Below are 17498 nucleotides of genomic sequence, written 5' to 3'. Positions count from 1 at the left end.
GAGAATCGCCGTGGCTCGTTTCATTTCCACCCAGTCAATCAATCTGGAGCTACCGTTGCGGGTTGATCACCTGCCCGATCGGGGTGCCGAAGTCCGCGCCTCCATCATGGAAGGGGCGGTCGTGGCCGGAGGTTTCTTTGTGGTTGCCACCGTAGCGCGGCAAGGTGTCGCCACCTGTGTGACGGCCCCCCTGGGAACGGGTCCGAACTCGATTCAGGCCCGTCACTCCTTGGGACGAGAAGGAATTTCGGTGCTTTCCCGCGAAATTGTGGGTGACATCGGGCTGCGGATAGCGGCCATAGATTCCGAAGGGGTGCGCAGCGTCATTACGTCCCCCGGCGTCGAAGTCGAGCCTGACCCGCGCGACTTAGCGGGAATAAATCTGCGGGAAAATGATTATGTTTTTGCCAGTCTCAACGACCTGGCTTACCCCCAGCTCGCCGAGATTCTCACACAGTGGATTGAACGGCTGCCGGACAATCTGTTCCTCGCGATAGCGGGGGGTCCGTTGGTCGGGGAAGTCGACTTGGACGTGATGGTAAAAGTCCTGGGAAGGGCGGATTTGCTGACTTTGAATAAGCATCAGGCCGATACGGTGCGGATGCGACTGGGTCGCGGTCCCATTGCCGAGGTGTTGCGCCGTTACGTGAAACCAGAAACCGTGCTGGTGCTGCGTGACGGGGCAAACGGGGCGGCTATTCAGGAATTTGCGGGGCAGATTCCGCGGGGAGTGGCTGCTTACCCCACTGACTTGGTGGACACGACCGGGGCCGGAGAGGCTCATACCGGGGTCCTGCTGGCCTCGCTCATGATGGGGACACCGCTGGACCAGGCTTGTGAACGGGCCAATGCAGCCGCTTCGCTGGCGATGGGGCGGCGGGGCTACTACCGAATCCCCACCGCTTCCCAAATTGATAACTTTCTGGTTGCAAACTCGCGGCTGTAATGCCACCTTTTTCGGCGTGGGAGCGCTAAAAAAACCCTGCGCCCGGATAACCTAAAAGCGCTATGAGTGCGACCAAAAAACAAGTGAAAACCAGCCCGTCGAAACGCGGGTCTGGTGCAGGCAACCGAAAAACCGCCCGACCGGGCAATCGGGATGAGCCGCCCCGCCCCGCTTTGGACCCGCAAGTCAAACGCGACATTTTGGGGTTGTGCCTCATCGCGCTGGGGATTTTGGTCGCTCTGCGGGAATGGTTTGGACTTTCCGGTACGGCCGGGAACGTGATTCACCTGACTTTCGCGGGACTTTTCGGTGTGTTCGCGGTCATTCTGCCCCTTGCTCTAGGGTTCCTCGCCATACGTTTGTTCCTGCGGGGTCGTTTCCTTCCTGACCCGGAAAATGACGGAGTCACCGAGGCAGAAGCCGCGGAAGTCGCCGCGCTTCGCGGCTCGCGGGAAACCCGGATTCTGGTGGGACTTTCGGTTATCTTGGCGGCGCTGGCGGGAATGGTCCACGTGGCCAAGGGTTTGCCTTGGCCCTCCACCGGTTTCCCCGAAATCATGACGGCAGGAGGGCTGTTGGGCTGGTTCTTCGGCCATCCCATCGGGGTGCTGTTTTCGCCGTGGGGAGCGTTCCCGCTGCTGGTCATCCTGATGCTGATCGGAATCCTCATCGCCGGGGGAATCCCGGCGGCAACCTTGGTGTCGCTGATTCGCCAGCGTTTTTCCCGACAGTCCCCAGACCGCGACACCAGCGATGACGAGTCGGAGGTAGTCGACCTCACCGGCGCTACTGAAGTCATGGCACCCTCGCGAATGCCTTGGAAACGTCCCCGTTCGCAGTCAGACGCGGAGGAAACCAAGGTTATGGAGCCGAACGCGACCCCGACTGCTCAGCCCACAGATCCCGACGCGACTCAGACCCTGACAGAGCCCGCGATCGGAGCCACCGAACTTTTGCCGGGACGGAAACAATCCGGGCGACATAAGGCCGAGCGTCAACCGACCGAGGTGACACCCTCGCCCGAACCGTCTGCTAAAACCAAGGACACCCTGCCGGAACGCGTCCACACCGGCTTGGGACACGACATCGACTACCACCTGCCCTCGCTCGACCTGTTGAAAGTCGGGCCTGAACACGTGAAGCGTTCTCCGGCTAACGACCGCGTCATCGAGTCCCTGACCGATGTGTTTCAACAGTTTGGGGTCGCGGCCGAGGTCACCGGCTTTTCGCGCGGGCCGACGGTGACTCAGTACGAAGTCACGCTCGGTCCGGGAGAAAAAGTCTCGAAAGTGGAGGGACTGTCCAAAGACATCGCCTACGCGGTGGCGTCCCCGGAAGTGCGGATTTTGTCTCCCATCCCAGGGAAATCCGCTATCGGGATTGAAATCCCCAATGCGGACCGCGAAAACGTTTACCTCGGTGACGTGCTACGTTCCGAAGCGGCCTCGCGCCTCACTCATCCGCTGGTCACCGGGGTCGGCAAGGACGTGGAGGGCGATTACGTCCTGACGAACATTGCCAAGACCCCGCACCTGCTGGTCGCCGGCGCGACCGGGTCGGGTAAGTCTTCGTTCATCAACTCGATGATTACCTCCATCATGATGCGAGCCACCCCGGAACAGGTCCGGTTGATTCTGGTGGACCCGAAACGAGTGGAACTTACCGCCTACGCGGGGATTCCCCACCTGGTCACGCCCATTATTACCTCGGCAAAGAAAGCCGCGGCGGCGCTGGAATGGTGCGTGAACGAGATGGATATGCGCTACGACACCCTGTCGAACTACGGATACCGTCACGTTGACGATTTCAATCAGGCGCTGCGCGCTGGCAAGGTGCAAAAGCTGCCCGAGTCGCGTTTCGAGCCGGAATGGATGCCATACCTGCTGGTCGTGGTGGACGAGCTGGCCGATTTGATGATGATTGCGCCGCGGGACGTGGAAGCCTCTATTCAACGCATTACCCAGCTGGGTCGCGCGGCGGGAATCCACCTGGTGTTGGCGACGCAGCGTCCTTCCGTGGACGTGGTTACGGGCATTATCAAAGCTAACGTGCCCTCCCGGCTGGCTTTCGCGACGTCCTCGAACCAGGATTCCCGAGTGATCTTGGATCAGTCCGGGGCGGAAAAACTTATCGGTCAGGGCGATGCCCTCTACCTGCCCAGCGGGGAATCTAAGCCGCAGCGGGTGCAGGGAGCCTGGGTTTCCGAGGAAGAGATTGTGCGGGTCGTCGCCCACGTCAAGGCGCAGATGGAGCCCGTGTATCGCGAAGGCGTCACCAGCGAACAGGGCAGCGAGGAAGCCAAGGTTCCCGAAGAGATCGGCGACGACTTGGACGACGTGCTGGCCGCCGCCGAGCTGGTGGTTTCCACCCAGTTCGGTTCCACGTCGATGATTCAACGCAAGTTGCGCAAGGGGTTTGCCAAAGCGGGCCGGTTGATGGATATCCTCGAAACTTACGGCGTGGTGGGTCCCTCGGAGGGCTCCAAACCGCGCGAGGTCCTGGTCACGAACGAGGAACTGCCCGGCGTCCTGGCAACGCTGCGCGGAGAAACCGAGCCCGAGCCGGACCTCCCACCGGAAGTAGAGGAACCGGAAGACGACACCGAGGAACCTTTTGACGACTCTGCTGAGGGCGAGCCCTCGGAACAGGTCCCAGAACCCGACGACGCCGACACCCGCCCGCTCGACACCACGTTGGCTTTTTCCGATGAGTCTGACCCGGCGACCCCGGCTGACCCGGCGACCCCGGCGACTCCCGTGGGCCGCCAGGAGCTATACGATGGGGACGACACCGAGCCTTTGCCCTTCTGACTAGGATGGATTCATGACCGCAAACCCGCAGGACGTGCCCCAGCCGGCCGCACCGCCGAACTTCAATATCGCCAACGTGCTAACGGTGATTCGCCTGATTTTGGTGCCGGTATTTATTTGGTTGATGCTGGTGCCGACCACGAAGGCACAAGTGTGGGCCTTCGTGGTGTTCGCCGTGGCTTCCGCGACCGACAAATTGGACGGGACCCTGGCGCGAAAGCTGAACCTGGTCACCGATTTTGGCAAACTCGCGGATCCTATCGCCGATAAAGCCCTGGTGCTCAGCGCATTCGTGCTGCTCAGCCTGCACTGGCCGGTGTTTTGGGTGGTGACTGTCCCGGTTTTGGTGCGGGAACTGGGGATTACCCTGATGCGCCTAGTGTTGGCGCGTCGGGGGCGGGTCATGCCCGCCAGCCGCGGCGGCAAGCTGAAGACCGTGACCCAGATGGCGTTGATTTTGCTGCTGTTGATTCCGTGGGAAGCCCTGGTTCTCGCGGCGTGGCCGGTGGTGCGCGTCTTGGCGATAGTTCTGTCGGTCCTGGTCGTGTTCATTACGGTTTTCACCGGGATTGACTATGTGCGCCAGGCTCTGCGCCCGGCTGAGCAACACTAGCCACGTTCCCGAGGCGTTGTGCTGGGGCGACAATCAGTCCCGGGGATGAGATTTGCGGGAATAAAAACCTGACAAAGTTGGTTAAACTTAGTGTGATGAACAAAAAAGATACCTTTGCCAACATGAAGTTGCCTTACGCGCTGCGTCCGGGGATGAGCCCGGAGCGTTCGGTCAGGCCGGTGAATCGTGCGGGGGTGCGAAGCCTGCCTAAAAAGCGGTATTCTGAATCCATGATGCACAATCCTCCAGTTGACAAAGCCTCCACGCCTGTTTTACGGCGTGAGCTCGGTGAGGTTTTGCGTCAACTGCGCCAAACTCGCGGTCTGACTTTGCGTGATGTTTCGGCAAAGGCGCGGGTGTCGTTGGGTTACCTTTCCGAGGTGGAACGCGGTCAAAAGGAAGCCTCCAGCGAGTTACTGGCCTCCATCTGTTATGCGTTGGAAGCGCCGGTTTCTTTCGTGCTTCATGAAGTTGCGGATCGGATAGCTGTGGTCGAGGGCGTGGTGGTTCCCGAGCTGGTTCCCGATGAGCTGCTGGACAGCATCGACTGCGCCCCAATTTCCTGATGCCTCAATTCCAGGGCGGTCCGGTGCAGCGCGGCATGACGCGCTCCCAGTTTAAGCAAGCGCTGGCTGAAGTGTTTCCACACGGTTTAGGTGAAACTCTGGCCAGCGACCAAGTACTGACTGAATGGGGCATGACCGCGAGTCAGGCGTTAGAGCGCGGCGCAGATCCCCTCGCGGTGTGGCAAGCCCTGCTGCGCGCCACCGATCGGGACACGGAGGAAAACCTGTTCTGGCACCGGCGGGATTTACACGCGTCGCGTCACTAACCGCGGCCCGCGTCTCTAACTCAGCTATTCAGCGGGCAAATCCCGAGGTCGGGATGGTTTTAATCTTTGAGCTGGTTTCGCGGTAAAGTTGAGGAATGCTTACAAAAATGTCCTCTTTCTTTGTCCGCACCCTGCGTGAAGACCCGGTAGAAGCCGAAGTGGAGTCCCACAAGCTACTGGTGCGGGCGGGCTATATTCGCCGCGCCGCGCCAGGGATTTATACCTGGCTGCCGTTGGGGTTGAAAACCTTGCGGCGCGTAGAAAACATTGTGCGTGAAGAAATGAACCGCATTGGAGGACAGGAACTGCAGTTCCCGATGTTGCTGTCCAGCGAACCTTACGTGGCGACGAATCGCTGGGAAGAGTTCGGCCCTTCGCTGTTCAAGCTCAAAGACCGGAAAGACGGGGATTACCTGCTGGCTCCCACTCATGAAGAAATGTTTACCCTGGCGGTAAAGGACCTGTACACCTCGTACAAAGACCTGCCGGTCATTCTGTACCAGATGAAGGAAAAGTACCGTGACGAAGCTCGTCCGCGGGCGGGGATCATTCGGGGTCGCGAGTTCGTGATGAAAGACTCCTATTCCTTTGACCTCACGGACCAGGGGTTGGAACATTCCTACGCCCTGCACCGCGGAGCTTACCGGCGGATCTTTACCCGTATCGGGTTGGATTACGTCATTTGTCACGCTTTGAGTGGTCCGATGGGCGGTTCGGCCTCCGAAGAATTCCTGTTCCCCTGCGCTATCGGCGAGGACACGTTCGTGAAGTCCCCGGGAGGCTACGCCGCTAACGCGGAGGCCGTCACCACCATCGCGCCACAGCCCCTCCCTTATGACGACGCACCCGCTGCGGAAGTACGGCCGACCCCGGACTCCACCACGATCGAAACGTTGGTGGATCAGGCGAACAAACTCTATCCGCGCTCGGACCGGCCTTGGGAAGCCAGCGACACGCTGAAAAACGTGGTGGTGGTCGCCGAATATCCCGACGGACGCAAAGAAGTCCTGGTCATCGGCGTGCCCGGGAACCGCGAAGTTGACATGAAACGCTTGGAGGCGAGCCTGTCTCCCGCTGACGTGCGCATGGCGGAGGCCAAAGACCTGGAAGCCTACCCGGATTTGGTGCCGGGCTACATCGGCCCACAGGTCGTCGGCCCGAACTCACCGAAACGCACTACGGACGTGGACGGCAATCCCGTCGGATCCCCGCGCTACCTGATCGATCCGCGGATTGTTCCGGGCACGCGCTGGGTGACGGGAGCCAACCAGGCCGGGATGCACGTGTTCAACTTGGTGTGCGGGCGCGATTTTACGGCGGATGGCACCATCGAAGCCGCAGAAGTCTTGGAAGGCGACCCGGCTCCCGACGGTTCGGGGACGTTGACGTTGGAGCGCGGCATCGAAATCGGACACATTTTCGCGCTGGGACGCAAGTACGCCAAAGCTCTGGGGTTGAGCGTGCTGGACGAGAACGGTAAGGCACAAGTCGTGACGATGGGTTCCTACGGTATTGGTGTGTCGCGCCTGGTGGCGGCCATTGCCGAAGAAAACCACGACGAGAGGGGGCTGATGTGGCCGCTGAATATCGCGCCTTTCCAGGTTCACGTGCTGGCTACCGGCAAAGACCCAGAGATTTTTGCCACCGCGGAAAAGCTCGCGCGTGAACTCGATGCGGCTGGTATCGAGGTTCTGTATGACGACCGCCCGAAGGCTTCCGCCGGGGTGAAGTTCAAGGACGCAGAACTGTTGGGGATGCCCTTTGCGCTGGTCGTGGGCAAGGGATTAGCTGAGGGTAAGGTCGAGATTCGCCAGCGCCGCGAGGGCACAACTGAGGAAACCTCCCCGGAGACTTGTGTGGAGGAACTGTTGCAGGCCATAGAGAGCGAGGCGGCAAAAACGGCCTTTTCCCTCAGCTCGACCGAGCTGATTGGAGAGCCTGACCAGTGGGAAAAGGATCAAAACTAGGCGCCCGGGCGGCGGCAAAGAGAGGTCAACATGGCATTTCGTGAGATACGCGTGGTGGGGGATCCCGTGCTGCGCACCCCTTGTGACTGGATCACAGACCCGCGCGACCCCGGCGTGAAACAGCTGGTCGAGGACCTGTTAGAGAACGTGGACGAGGAGGGTCGCGCCGGGTTGGCGGCGAACCAAATCGGGGTCAGCCTGCGGGCATTTTCCTGGAACATCGACGGGGAAGTCGGCTACGTTTTAAATCCGAAACTGGTTGCTACCAGCGAGGATGAATTCCAAGACGGCGACGAGGGCTGCCTGAGTGTGCCGGGGCTGTTTTACCCGACGAAACGCGCCTGGTATGCCCGCGTGGAAGGCATCGACCTGGACGGAAAACCGCTGGTGGTAGAAGGCGAAGAACTGATGGGGCGCTGCCTGCAGCACGAATGCGACCACTTGGAGGGGCATTTGTACCTGGACAGATTGGAACGCAAATACCGCAAGGAAGCGCTGCAGCAAATTCGGAAAATGGGTTGGTAGACCCCAGATAGACGTGCAACCGCGGTCGGTTTAGCGCATAATAGAAATATAAGTTACCTCGTTGTGGTTCGGTGTTCGGAGGGGAAGCCGCAACACCGGCCTGTTGAGCTGTGGCTCAACCTCAAACACAACAGGAGGTAACCATGAACCAATACACGCGAGGTGTCCTGTTTATTCACACGGCGCCTAGGGCGTTATGTCCCCATATTGAGTGGGCGGCGGGGACGGTTTTGAACACCGAAGTCAGTTTGGATTGGACGGTCCAAGAAGCTGACCCGACGTTTTTTCGCGCCGAATTCTCCTGGGTCGGAATGGCCGGAACCGGTGCCAAGTTGGCTTCAGCCCTGCGCGGCTGGGAACACCTGCGATATGAAGTGACTGAGGACGCGGCTCCCGGCACTGACGGCGGACGCTGGTCCCACACTCCTGAATTGGGAATTTTCTATGCGCAAACCGACAGCGTGGGCAACGTGGTGGTGCCGGAAGGTCGGATTTTAGCGGCGTTGGAACACGCGGATAATCCGTTGCAAATGCGCCGTGAGCTGGACTTAGCCTTGGGCCGCGCGTGGGACGAGGAGCTGGAACCGTACCGTTGGGCGGGTGTCGGCGCTCCGGTGAAGTACCTGCACAAGGTCGTCTGAGCCCTTTCTCGGGGTTGTCAACGTTGCCATTACGGGGAAAATTCGGTGTAAATTCCCCACGGAGGCTCGGTTTCATATATCCTGAAACTATGACGAACAATGCTTCCGCCCGCGCGGAACAATCTCAAAAGGATCGCTCAAACAAATCTCAGCCTGGTCTTGGTTTCGATAAGGGGTCGATTGTCCAAGAATTTTATTATGACGATGACGTCGATGAGACACTGCGTCACGCCATTGAGGACTTCCTGGGAACCGAACTGGTAGACGAAGATTACGGGGATGTCTCTGACGGGGCGCTGATTTGGTGGCGTGCCGAAGACGGCGAAGTCGATGATTTGGCGGATTTATTAGTTGACGCGTCTGGAAACCTCGATGATGGCGGGCTGATTTGGGTCATGACCCCCGTGTCCGGTAAGCCAAACTCGGTGGATACCCAGTTCGTCGAGGAGGCCGCAAAAATCACTGGTCTGCGGGTCATGTCCTCCTCTCATGTGAGCCCGGATTGGCTGGGAATCAGCCTCATGGCGCGCGTCACGAACCGCTGAAATCAGCCGTAATAAAACCCTGCCCGCCCCGGCCCTAAGTTTCAGAAAAAGGGGCTAATGTCGTAAGATTTAGGGGCTTATGAAAACCACGCGGACCGGACTGGCCGGCAGACCGCAAGAACAAACGATTTTGGAGACAAAGTGAAGAGCACTGTTGAAAACCTCAACCCCACTAAGGTCAAGTTGGCAATCGAGGTTCCCTACGAGGAATTCAAGCCCGAGATGGACAAGGTTTTCAAGGAATTCGCCAAGCAGGTCAACATTCCCGGTTTCCGTCGCGGACGCGTCCCGGCTCGCGTGTTGGAATCTTACATCGGCCGCGGCGCGGTTATTGAGGATGCGGTCAATCACGCGCTGCCGGAATACTACGGCAAGGCGGTGCAGGAACATAAGATTGCTCCGATGGGTCAGCCTGACGTGGATGTGACCGATACCCCCAACATTGAGGGCGAAGCCGGCGGCGATTTGAAGTTTACGGTGGAAGTGGAAGTGCGGCCCGAGGTCGAGCTGCCGGACTTTTCTAAGCTGAGCTTGGAAGTTGACGCGGTTAAAGACGACCCGAAAGCCCTGGACACCGAGCTGGACAACTTGCGGCGCCGCTTTGCGACTCTGAAAACCGTGGAGCGTGCCGTCAAGCAGGACGACTTCGTTACCCTGGACCTTAAGACTGAGATTGACGGTAAAGAGGTCGATTCCTTGAACCAGACCTCCTACCACGTTGGTGCCGGCGGTTTGGTTGAGGGCCTGGACGAGGCTTTGAAAGGTCTGAAAGCCGGAGCAACCAAGACATTTGAGACTCAGCTGAAGTCTGGGCCGCACGGGGGAGAAACCGCCCAGGTTACCGTCACTGTGGATTCCGTGAAGGAACAGGTTTTGCCGGAAGCTGACGACGAGTTCGCCATGATGGTTTCCGAACACGACACCATTAAGGAACTGAAACAGGAACTTGCGGAAAACGTGGACCGTCAGGCTCGCGTAGCCCAGGCTATGTCGGCTCGTGACAAGCTGGTCGAAAAGTTGCGCGATGAGCTGGAGTTCCCGTTGCCACAAGGGGTTTTGGACGAGGTCGTGGCAGCGCAGGTCGGTGAGGATGCCAGTGAGGAAGATAAACAGAAGGCTCAGGAAGCTGTCGAGCAGGATCTGAAGGTACAGATTATCTTGGACGCGGTGGCCGAAGAACGCCAGATGAATGTGTCTCAGCAGGAACTGCTCGAGTTTGTGCTCCAGACCGCGCAGGCTTACGGCATGGATCCCTCCATGCTGCTGCAAAATGCGGAACAGAACAACCGGATTCCGGCATTTATCCAAGAAATCGCCCGTAACAAGTCCATCGCCTCAGCCCTCGGAGAGGTCGAGGTCAAGGACACGAACGGCAAGGTCGTCGACCTCAAGGAATTTATCGGCCAGGAGTCGGCGGAAGACGAGGATACTGAGGAAAAGCCGGCCAAGAAAGCCCCGGCAAAGAAAGCCCCCGCTAAGAAGGCAGCGGCTGAGAAAGCCCCGGTTAAGAAAGCCCCAGCCAAGAAGGCTCCCGCTAAGAATGCTCCGGCAAAGAAGGCTCCGGCAAAACAGGACGCCGCGGAAAAGTAACTCTTGAGAGCGAGGCGGGTTTCGGTACTGACCGGAACCCGCCTTTTGCTATCGATTGTCGCCCCCCACACTGGCGAGGTGAGGGAAAACCCGCCGGGGGAGACTTGTGAATAAATCAGAAAGAAACCGACCGACACCGCCAGGGGACGCCTCCGGCCAAAGTCGGGATTAGCCCATAGCGAAACCGGGGGAATGAAGCGCGAAGGACGCGCGGTTTTCCGTTAGGGTTAAGTGAACCAAGCGAGGAGGAAACGTGACCGTAGTTAATCGCGACGAAGAAACGCCCGATGTACCCACGGGTGGGTTTATTTATAAGCGCTTGCTGAAAGAGCGCATCATTTGGCTGGGCGATGAAGTTAGCCAGGAAAATGCCAATGCGATTTGCGCCCAGATGCTGCTGTTGGCGGCCGAGGACCCGGATTCTGACATCTACCTCTATATCAATTCTCCCGGCGGCTCCGTCACCGCGGGCATGGCTATCTATGACACGATGCAGTACGTGAAACCCGACGTGGTGACCGTGGCGATGGGAATGGCGGCCTCGATGGGGCAGTTCCTGTTGACGGCCGGGACGAAAGGCAAGCGTTTCGCGACTCCGCACGCCCGCATCCTCATGCACCAGCCTCTCGGCGGTGTCCAGGGAACGGCCTCCGAAGTGCGGATTAATGCGGATTTGATTCTGGCGATGAAGCGGGAACTCGCTCAGATTACCGCCGAGCGCACCGGTCACACGCTGGAAGAAATCACCAGGGACGCCGACCGTGACCACTGGTTCACCGCTCAGGAAGCCTTGGAATACGGCTTTATTGACGCGGTGGTAGAGAACGCGGCCGCGGTACAGAGCTCGAAGAAGGGGGAGTAATGAGGCATTATCAAGGTGATTTAGGGATGTCCGGGGCAGGATTTGCTGCGGTTTCGCCCGCGAATGCGTCTGTCCCCGCGGGGGCGGCTCCGGCGTTGCCCAGCGCGCGCTATATCCTGCCGACTTTCGAGGAACGTACGGCTTACGGCTACAAGCGCCAAGACCCTTATGCGAAACTGTTTGAGGATCGAATTGTGTTCCTGGGCAACCAGGTCGATGACGCCTCCGCCGATGACGTGATGGCGCAGCTGCTGGTGTTAGAGAGCCAGGATCCCGATTCGCTCATTACCATGTACATCAACTCTCCGGGCGGGTCTTTTACCGCGATGACGGCGATTTACGACACGATGCAATACATCAAGCCCGAGATTCAGACGGTTTGTTTGGGTCAAGCGGCGTCCGCGGCGGCGGTGCTGCTGGCGGGGGGTGCTCCGGGCAAGCGTCTGGCGCTGCCCAACGCGCGGGTACTGATCCACCAGCCGGCCATTCAGGGCGCCCAGGGTCAGGCCACCGATTTGGCGATTATTGCTGAGGAAATCGACCGGATGCGGGCCTGGCTGGAGGAAACGCTGTCGAAACATTCCAAGCGCAGCGTGGAGCAAATGCACGAGGATATTGACCGGGATAAGATTCTCACGGCTCCCCAGGCACTGGAATATGGTCTGATTGACCAGGTGCTGGAGCCGCGCAAAGGCAGCTCGAGTTAATTGTGACTTGCCAGAAACGTGGCTTCACGCTTTGATAGCGTGGAGCCACGTGATTTTATGGCTGTGGTTAGCCTTGGTTGGCTTTGGTTGGGCTTGGTTGGACTGAGACTGTGCCCTGAGGTGCCCACCGTTCAGAAGCGCGGGGCGGGGAATCTGGCAGCCAATCTTCTCACCTCTTTTCGTTGTAGTTTTCAAAGAACTGATTCCAGGTGGACTGGAGTTTTTGGTTTCTGGCTAATTTTGCGACTTTCTGAGTGTTAACCCGTCCTAGGAGTGCCTCGGCGGCGTTGGTGGCTTCAGAGGGAGCCTGCCCCCACTCGGGATGTGATACCAAATCCAGCAAGTTTTGTTCTCGAGTTTGCACGCGAAATTGACCCAGCTGGCAGGAGACAAGTTCAGTGTCCTGGAGGTGATAACGGCTGATAGAAAAACATACCTGAATCCCGCCCGTGAGCGCCACATTGCGGTGCTGACGCGGCACTAGAATCGGGCAGGTTCCCATCTCGCGAGGAATCAACCCCCACCAGCGCGCGGCACCAATACCGGCCAGTATAGGCACGTCTTCACCGTAAACACTGGCGGCATACGCCATTGCAGCCTCAACGGTACTGGGTTGCCACGCAATTCCCACTTGTGCGTCAGGTATGCCGATATAGGCGCCGCAACCCAAGCGATACACGAGTTGCTGGCGATACAGTCGCAGTAGCTCCTTGCTGGGGTTTGCGTATATCGCGCTCAGCTGCGCGGGGCGAACCGTGCGCAAAGGAGCCTGTGCGATTGCGGTTGGTAAACCACCTCGACGCGGCTTAGTTATAGGCTCCCGATTCCCGTCCATATATAAAACCTTACCATAAAGGTAATAAAATGCATATTAGTATTTTATAGACGGGGATTCGTAGAAAGGCGCTGGAATATGGTCTGATTGACCAGGTAAGGTGTGCGGCTAGCTTGGGCCGGCGCGTTTTTATCCTAGGCGGACGAGCCTTTGTAACTGTGGCATAAACGTTTCATTTTTTGATGATTTTCCTGACTCCAACAGTGAATGTGCCTGTTAGGATTATCGTCAAAGCCATTGTCAGGGGGTCATAAATCAGCTCAATATATTTCCCGCGGCTTTCCTTGCGACGAGATGGGAAATACAGCAGGGCAAACATACGAAACGGGGAACTAATCGTGGGGGTTACAGTACCGTCCTCCGAGTCACCTTGGTTTTTATGATATTTATCCTTCAGTTAGTCCCCGAAAAGTAACTGCAGCCTATGTGATTTGAACTTAACTTGGGGTTAACCACGTACTTTTGTGGGTGTTCTTAGGCTGCCTCATTCGCTAACGTGTTTGCCAGCCCACATTAGTGGGATTGAGGCTGATTGATGAAGGAGAAAGCCGTGCTAAGTAAAATTGCTCTTGTTACCTTTGCTAGTGCTCTGACTTTTGGGGTGGTGCCCCTGTCGGAGCCACCATTTGGTGTACATCTGCGTGGTCTGGATGTTGCACTAGTGAGTCAGCCGATTTATGTTGGCAAATCCACGGTGTTGTACAAACCATGCCCTTGGCACCTCAAAATACTAGGAAAATGCTAGGCATGATGCTCTAAAATTACCGTGTGCCGTTAAAACGCAACTTTCTTACCAGACTCGGTCTGTGGCCGATTTCTGTGGTGCTCTGTGCAGTTGCTGCACTTGGCATGGATTTAGGGGACTTTCTTGGAGGCTCGGTATGGTTCACCTGGCACACTTGGGTTCTTGAAGTTGCAGGCATTATTTTGCTGGTACTAACTGCCTGGCGGCCGGGACTGTTTGGATTGACCTTCATAGTTTTCCAGTGCATAGCCTCCATGCTTCCACTTCCTTGGGCGGTCGGTGCGGTGTCTATCTTTGTCTATCTGCTCATTGGCTACTTTGTTTTTACAGAATATTATTGGCTTGCCGTGGTCGGTGGTCTTTTAATTATTGTCACAGATTTATTTGGATACAATCCCAAGGTAAATTTCCTTAGTGTAATAACTTTCGATGTGTTTGCTCTTCTCTTTGCGGCTCTTATCGGGTGGATTCTAAGAACGCGTGAGGAATCCGTTGAAGAGGCTAGGCTGAAACTTGAAGAAACCCAAAGAGACAAGGAACGTGCAATCGGATTGGTACGTGAGAATCTTGCCAGCACTTTACACGACAAGTCAGTGGCGGAATTGTCTCATGTGGTCATGCTTTGTGATGGGCTTCTGAATTCCAATGAAAGCGAAAACAAGCGAAAAATCGAGATGATTGTCTCGGAGTCACGCCAGGCTATGAAGCACCTTAGAGAGATGATTGGCGGACTTAAGAAAGGCGAATCTAATAGCGGTGAAGTGATATCTCTGAGCGAAACTGTTGGAAATGCCCGTTCATTGGCCAGAACTTGTGACATAGAATTAACCGTCATACTGCCGGATAAGGTGGAAGAGACTCTCGACCAGACATCACTAGGTATTCTCCAGATTTTTATCGGCGAAATTGCCACCAACCTCGTCAAATATGCAGAAAAAGGTACTTTTGCACGGATCGAAGGTGATTTTACTGATGAAGCCTTACAGGTGGTATCCACGAACCAGGTTTCCCAGAATGTGGTAGTGAACCAAACAATGAGTTCCAGGCAAGGACTGGGACACCTTGCCGCCTTGTTGTCGGAACGGGGCGGTCGGCTGAACTATTCATCAAATGGGAAACTGTGGATGATTTTGGCACTAATCCCGATAGAGCGTACATCTCGGTTCGAGGAAGCTAAGAAAACGAGGTAAACAGGTATGGAAAACGAACTGAAACCAAATCCGGATGCTTTGGAGCGACCTTTGCGCGTGCTCTTGGCTGATGATGATGATTTGGTGCGTAACCTTATTCCCGAAACTTTGAGTGCATTTGAAGATATAGAGGTGGTGTACACTGCTAAGAATGGCCATGAGGTATTGGAGCTGGTGAATAAATACACTGTTGACGTTGTGCTAATGGACGTGGATATGCCGACAGTAGATGGTATCGAGGCAACCGCGTGGTTGGCGCGTGAGCACCCGAAAATTAAGATTTTGGTCTTTACCTCTTTCGGGCGGAGACCTTCAGTTATGGAAGCCATCAAAGCTGGAGCTGTCGGGTTTATCACTAAGGATACGCCGATAACGGAGATTGTCCAAGATTTACGGCGTGTTTCGCGCGGGGAGTCCGTTTTGAGTCAGAATCCGGCGGAGGCCTTGATGGATATTATGCGAGCCCAGCCTCTGCAGACCATATATGACGAAACCTTTATTCAGTCAGTAAATGGTCTTCCGAAACAACTCCGAAAGGTCTATCAGCTTTTGATTGAAGGGTTGTCGAATAAGGCGATTGCCAAGAAGCTCGGTCTCAAAGAAAACACGGTGCGAGACTATGTGTCTCAGATTCTAGCCCGCACCAACTGCGAAAGCCGATCGCTCCTCGTTGTGAAATCCTTCGAGAATGGTTCATTTTAATAACGCGTGGCGCGGCGGAATTCTCCGCCGCGCCACGGGTCTATCAGTTTGATGGTTTCCTAGAGAAGACACTGACTATTGCCCCCAGGCTGATGCAGATTATGGCCACGTTGCTGATAGGAGGCAGAACTTGCAGGAAATTCAAGATCGCCAAGGCAATGATTATTGCCAGAGCTAGTAGAATTGTCCAAATCTGGGCTGTACCGTTTGCTTTGTTGCGAAAAACGACCATGGACAGGCCGGACAGCACTCCCAGACCAATGAATAAGTAAGCTATTACGTCAGGCATCGCGCCCCCTTATATTTATGACTTTCTGATGTCTCGGGAAAGTTAATCCCGGAAACTGCTTAATACTAATATGTCAGCCAGCACAAATATACCCACAAATGTGGGTATTTAACTACCGACAATAGTAGGTGCAGGGCTACCCGTCCGGCACCAGAAGCCTCGCGCGACACCGACGCAAGATCCTTGCCCGAAACGCTCTATTGAACACCATAAACCCGCCGAGCTGCACCGCGAAGTCGGCGGATTGGCCCTCAAAGGCGTGTTAACGAGAATAAAAACCTCTAAAACCGTAGAATCGTAATCAGTCTGAACTCGTCTATGAGAGGAACTCATGTCACGCACTGCCGAATCGGTCGACCTGCTGAAGTGTTCTTTCTGTGGAAAGTCCCAGCGTCAGGTTCGTAAGCTCATCGCCGGTCCCGGCGTGTATATCTGTGATGAGTGCATCGAGCTGTGCAATGACATTATTGCCGAGGAACTCGACGGTAGCCCCGCGGGCGGTCTGGACGTCCTGCCGACTCCCCATGAAATTTTCGATTTCCTGCAGGAATACGTGATTGGTCAGGAAAACGCGAAACGTGCCCTGTCCGTAGCGGTCTATAACCACTACAAGCGGGTGCGCGCCCAACGCCACGGCGAAGACACCGGCATGGAGCTGACGAAGTCGAATATCCTGCTGCTCGGCCCCACAGGAACCGGAAAGACGCACCTGGCGAGGTCTTTGGCGCGCCTGTTGAAAGTCCCGTTCTGCATCGTGGACGCCACCGCTCTGACCGAAGCCGGCTACGTGGGCGAGGACGTGGAAAACATCCTGTTGCGCCTGATTCAAGCCGCCGATGGGGACGTGAAAAAGGCCGAACGTGGCATTATCTATATCGATGAAATCGACAAGATTTCCCGTAAGGGCGAAAACGCCTCCATCACTCGTGACGTGTCCGGCGAGGGCGTGCAGCAAGCTCTGCTAAAGATTATCGAGGGCACCACCGCCTCCGTGCCGCCGCAGGGCGGGCGCAAACACCCGCATCAGGAATTTATTGAGATTGATACCTCCTCGATCCTGTTCATTGCCGCCGGGGCGTTTGCCGGTCTCGACGAAATCGTGAAAGCTCGGTTGGGGCAGCGCTCCACCGGGTTTGGCTCGGATCTCAAGTCCGTAAAGGAACACGGCGACCTGTTCGCCAAAGTGACCCCCGACGACCTGCACAAGTTTGGTTTGATTCCGGAGTTCATCGGCCGTCTGCCGGTCATTACCAATGTGTCGGCCCTGGACGTTGATGATTTGTCCCGCGTTTTGACCGAGCCAAAGAACGCCATCTTAAAGCAATACCAGCACCTGTTTGAGCTCGACGGGGTGAAACTGACTTTCACCGATGCGGCAATTCACGCGGTGGCCGAGCTGGCTGAGAAGCGCGGTACCGGGGCGCGTTCGCTGTCGACCCTGATGGAACACGCCCTCTCTCAAATCATGTTTGACCTGCCCTCACGTGACGACGTGGCGGAAGTCATCATCGAGGCGGAGTGCGTTTTTGAGGGCGCCGAGCCCACCTACGTGCTGCAGGACATTCACGGCGGTTCGGTCGCCAAGACCGCCTAACGTTTACGTCACAAGGTTCCCCGGCGGGTTCACGCCGAGGTTGCCGTTTTCCCTGGGGGCGGCTCCGTTTCACGTTTCGAGAAACTCTCCGCCGCGGCGCGATGA

General features: G+C 56.7%; 17 protein-coding genes. 15 read left to right on the top strand and 2 right to left on the bottom strand.

Going from position 1 to position 17498, the window contains the following annotated elements; genetic code table 11:
• Positions 1-10 precede the first annotated feature (10 nt).
• The 12 genes from RQ935_RS08210 (at position 11) to RQ935_RS08155 (ending at position 12038) form a co-directional block, all read left to right on the top strand.
• Positions 11-946, top strand: a complete 936-nt coding sequence (locus RQ935_RS08210) for a PfkB family carbohydrate kinase (protein WP_311497948.1) — start codon at positions 11-13, stop codon at positions 944-946.
• Positions 947-1008: 62 nt separating this feature from the next.
• Positions 1009-3756: a DNA translocase FtsK gene (locus tag RQ935_RS08205; RefSeq protein WP_311497947.1), complete on the top strand. Its 2748-nt coding sequence runs from the start codon at positions 1009-1011 to the stop codon at positions 3754-3756.
• Positions 3757-3769: 13 nt separating this feature from the next.
• Complete coding sequence (gene pgsA / locus RQ935_RS08200) at positions 3770-4369, top strand: CDP-diacylglycerol--glycerol-3-phosphate 3-phosphatidyltransferase (RefSeq protein WP_311497946.1); 600 nt, start codon at positions 3770-3772, stop codon at positions 4367-4369.
• 230 nt (positions 4370-4599) lie between these two features.
• Positions 4600-4935 carry a helix-turn-helix transcriptional regulator gene (locus RQ935_RS08195; RefSeq protein ID WP_308536151.1) on the top strand — a complete coding sequence of 112 codons (336 nt, stop codon included), beginning with the start codon at positions 4600-4602 and terminating at the stop codon, positions 4933-4935.
• Entirely contained in the window at positions 4935-5201 is a 267-nt protein-coding gene (locus tag RQ935_RS08190; RefSeq protein ID WP_311497945.1) for a DUF3046 domain-containing protein, read from the top strand. Before RQ935_RS08195 ends, RQ935_RS08190 begins: the two co-directional genes overlap by 1 nt.
• Before the next feature lie 95 nt (positions 5202-5296).
• The gene (locus tag RQ935_RS08185) at positions 5297-7168 is read left to right on the top strand and encodes a proline--tRNA ligase (protein ID WP_311497944.1); all 1872 of its coding nucleotides are present in this window, start codon (positions 5297-5299) and stop codon (positions 7166-7168) included.
• A gap of 30 nt (positions 7169-7198) precedes the next feature.
• Positions 7199-7693 (top strand): peptide deformylase, encoded by a 495-nt coding sequence (def, locus tag RQ935_RS08180; RefSeq protein WP_311497943.1) that lies wholly within the window; start codon positions 7199-7201, stop codon positions 7691-7693.
• A 143-nt stretch (positions 7694-7836) separates the two neighbouring features.
• The gene (locus RQ935_RS08175) at positions 7837-8334 is read left to right on the top strand and encodes a DUF3145 domain-containing protein (RefSeq protein WP_297724341.1); all 498 of its coding nucleotides are present in this window, start codon (positions 7837-7839) and stop codon (positions 8332-8334) included.
• An 89-nt stretch (positions 8335-8423) separates the two neighbouring features.
• Complete coding sequence (locus RQ935_RS08170; protein WP_311497942.1) at positions 8424-8879, top strand: DUF3052 domain-containing protein; 456 nt, start codon at positions 8424-8426, stop codon at positions 8877-8879.
• Between the two features lie 141 nt (positions 8880-9020).
• Positions 9021-10469: a trigger factor gene (tig, locus tag RQ935_RS08165; protein ID WP_311497941.1), complete on the top strand. Its 1449-nt coding sequence runs from the start codon at positions 9021-9023 to the stop codon at positions 10467-10469.
• A gap of 253 nt (positions 10470-10722) precedes the next feature.
• Positions 10723-11331: an ATP-dependent Clp protease proteolytic subunit gene (locus RQ935_RS08160; protein ID WP_295028013.1), complete on the top strand. Its 609-nt coding sequence runs from the start codon at positions 10723-10725 to the stop codon at positions 11329-11331.
• Between the two features lie 26 nt (positions 11332-11357).
• Complete coding sequence (locus tag RQ935_RS08155; RefSeq protein ID WP_399532312.1) at positions 11358-12038, top strand: ATP-dependent Clp protease proteolytic subunit; 681 nt, start codon at positions 11358-11360, stop codon at positions 12036-12038.
• 169 nt (positions 12039-12207) lie between these two features.
• Here the strand turns inward: RQ935_RS08155 and RQ935_RS08150 are convergent, their stop codons facing one another.
• Positions 12208-12873 (bottom strand): type IV toxin-antitoxin system AbiEi family antitoxin, encoded by a 666-nt coding sequence (locus tag RQ935_RS08150; RefSeq protein WP_311497939.1) that lies wholly within the window; start codon positions 12871-12873, stop codon positions 12208-12210.
• Positions 12874-13641: 768 nt separating this feature from the next.
• Here RQ935_RS08150 and RQ935_RS08145 point away from each other — a divergent pair.
• The gene (locus tag RQ935_RS08145) at positions 13642-14808 is read left to right on the top strand and encodes a histidine kinase (protein WP_311497938.1); all 1167 of its coding nucleotides are present in this window, start codon (positions 13642-13644) and stop codon (positions 14806-14808) included.
• A gap of 6 nt (positions 14809-14814) precedes the next feature.
• Complete coding sequence (locus tag RQ935_RS08140; protein ID WP_311497937.1) at positions 14815-15510, top strand: response regulator transcription factor; 696 nt, start codon at positions 14815-14817, stop codon at positions 15508-15510.
• Positions 15511-15553: 43 nt separating this feature from the next.
• On the opposite strand, the gene RQ935_RS08135 is transcribed toward RQ935_RS08140, so the two are convergent.
• Entirely contained in the window at positions 15554-15799 is a 246-nt protein-coding gene (locus tag RQ935_RS08135) for a hypothetical protein (protein ID WP_307742141.1), read from the bottom strand.
• Between the two features lie 331 nt (positions 15800-16130).
• On the opposite strand from RQ935_RS08135, the gene clpX reads away from it, so the two are divergent.
• Entirely contained in the window at positions 16131-17393 is a 1263-nt protein-coding gene (gene clpX / locus RQ935_RS08130) for an ATP-dependent Clp protease ATP-binding subunit ClpX (RefSeq protein ID WP_311497936.1), read from the top strand.
• Positions 17394-17498 lie beyond the last annotated feature (105 nt).

The organism is uncultured Mobiluncus sp., assembly GCF_963511525.1.
GTDB lineage: Bacteria > Actinomycetota > Actinomycetes > Actinomycetales > Actinomycetaceae > Mobiluncus.
The sequence above is the reverse complement of the archived record's forward strand: the minus strand, read 5'-3'. Positions and strand labels throughout refer to the sequence as shown.

Excerpts from the sequence above, each read along its gene's own strand:
- RQ935_RS08205 (WP_311497947.1), top strand. The coding sequence starts at position 1,009 with ATGAGTGCGACCAAAAAACAAGTGAAAACCAGCCCGTCGAAACGCGGG.
- pgsA (WP_311497946.1), top strand. The coding sequence starts at position 3,770 with ATGACCGCAAACCCGCAGGACGTGCCCCAGCCGGCCGCACCGCCGAAC.
- RQ935_RS08195 (WP_308536151.1), top strand. The coding sequence starts at position 4,600 with ATGATGCACAATCCTCCAGTTGACAAAGCCTCCACGCCTGTTTTACGG.
- RQ935_RS08190 (WP_311497945.1), top strand. The coding sequence starts at position 4,935 with ATGCCTCAATTCCAGGGCGGTCCGGTGCAGCGCGGCATGACGCGCTCC.
- RQ935_RS08185 (WP_311497944.1), top strand. The coding sequence starts at position 5,297 with ATGCTTACAAAAATGTCCTCTTTCTTTGTCCGCACCCTGCGTGAAGAC.
- def (WP_311497943.1), top strand. The coding sequence starts at position 7,199 with ATGGCATTTCGTGAGATACGCGTGGTGGGGGATCCCGTGCTGCGCACC.
- RQ935_RS08175 (WP_297724341.1), top strand. The coding sequence starts at position 7,837 with ATGAACCAATACACGCGAGGTGTCCTGTTTATTCACACGGCGCCTAGG.
- RQ935_RS08170 (WP_311497942.1), top strand. The coding sequence starts at position 8,424 with ATGACGAACAATGCTTCCGCCCGCGCGGAACAATCTCAAAAGGATCGC.
- RQ935_RS08155 (WP_399532312.1), top strand. The coding sequence starts at position 11,358 with ATGTCCGGGGCAGGATTTGCTGCGGTTTCGCCCGCGAATGCGTCTGTC.
- RQ935_RS08150 (WP_311497939.1), bottom strand. The coding sequence starts at position 12,873 with ATGGACGGGAATCGGGAGCCTATAACTAAGCCGCGTCGAGGTGGTTTA.
- RQ935_RS08140 (WP_311497937.1), top strand. The coding sequence starts at position 14,815 with ATGGAAAACGAACTGAAACCAAATCCGGATGCTTTGGAGCGACCTTTG.
- RQ935_RS08135 (WP_307742141.1), bottom strand. The coding sequence starts at position 15,799 with ATGCCTGACGTAATAGCTTACTTATTCATTGGTCTGGGAGTGCTGTCC.
- clpX (WP_311497936.1), top strand. The coding sequence starts at position 16,131 with ATGTCACGCACTGCCGAATCGGTCGACCTGCTGAAGTGTTCTTTCTGT.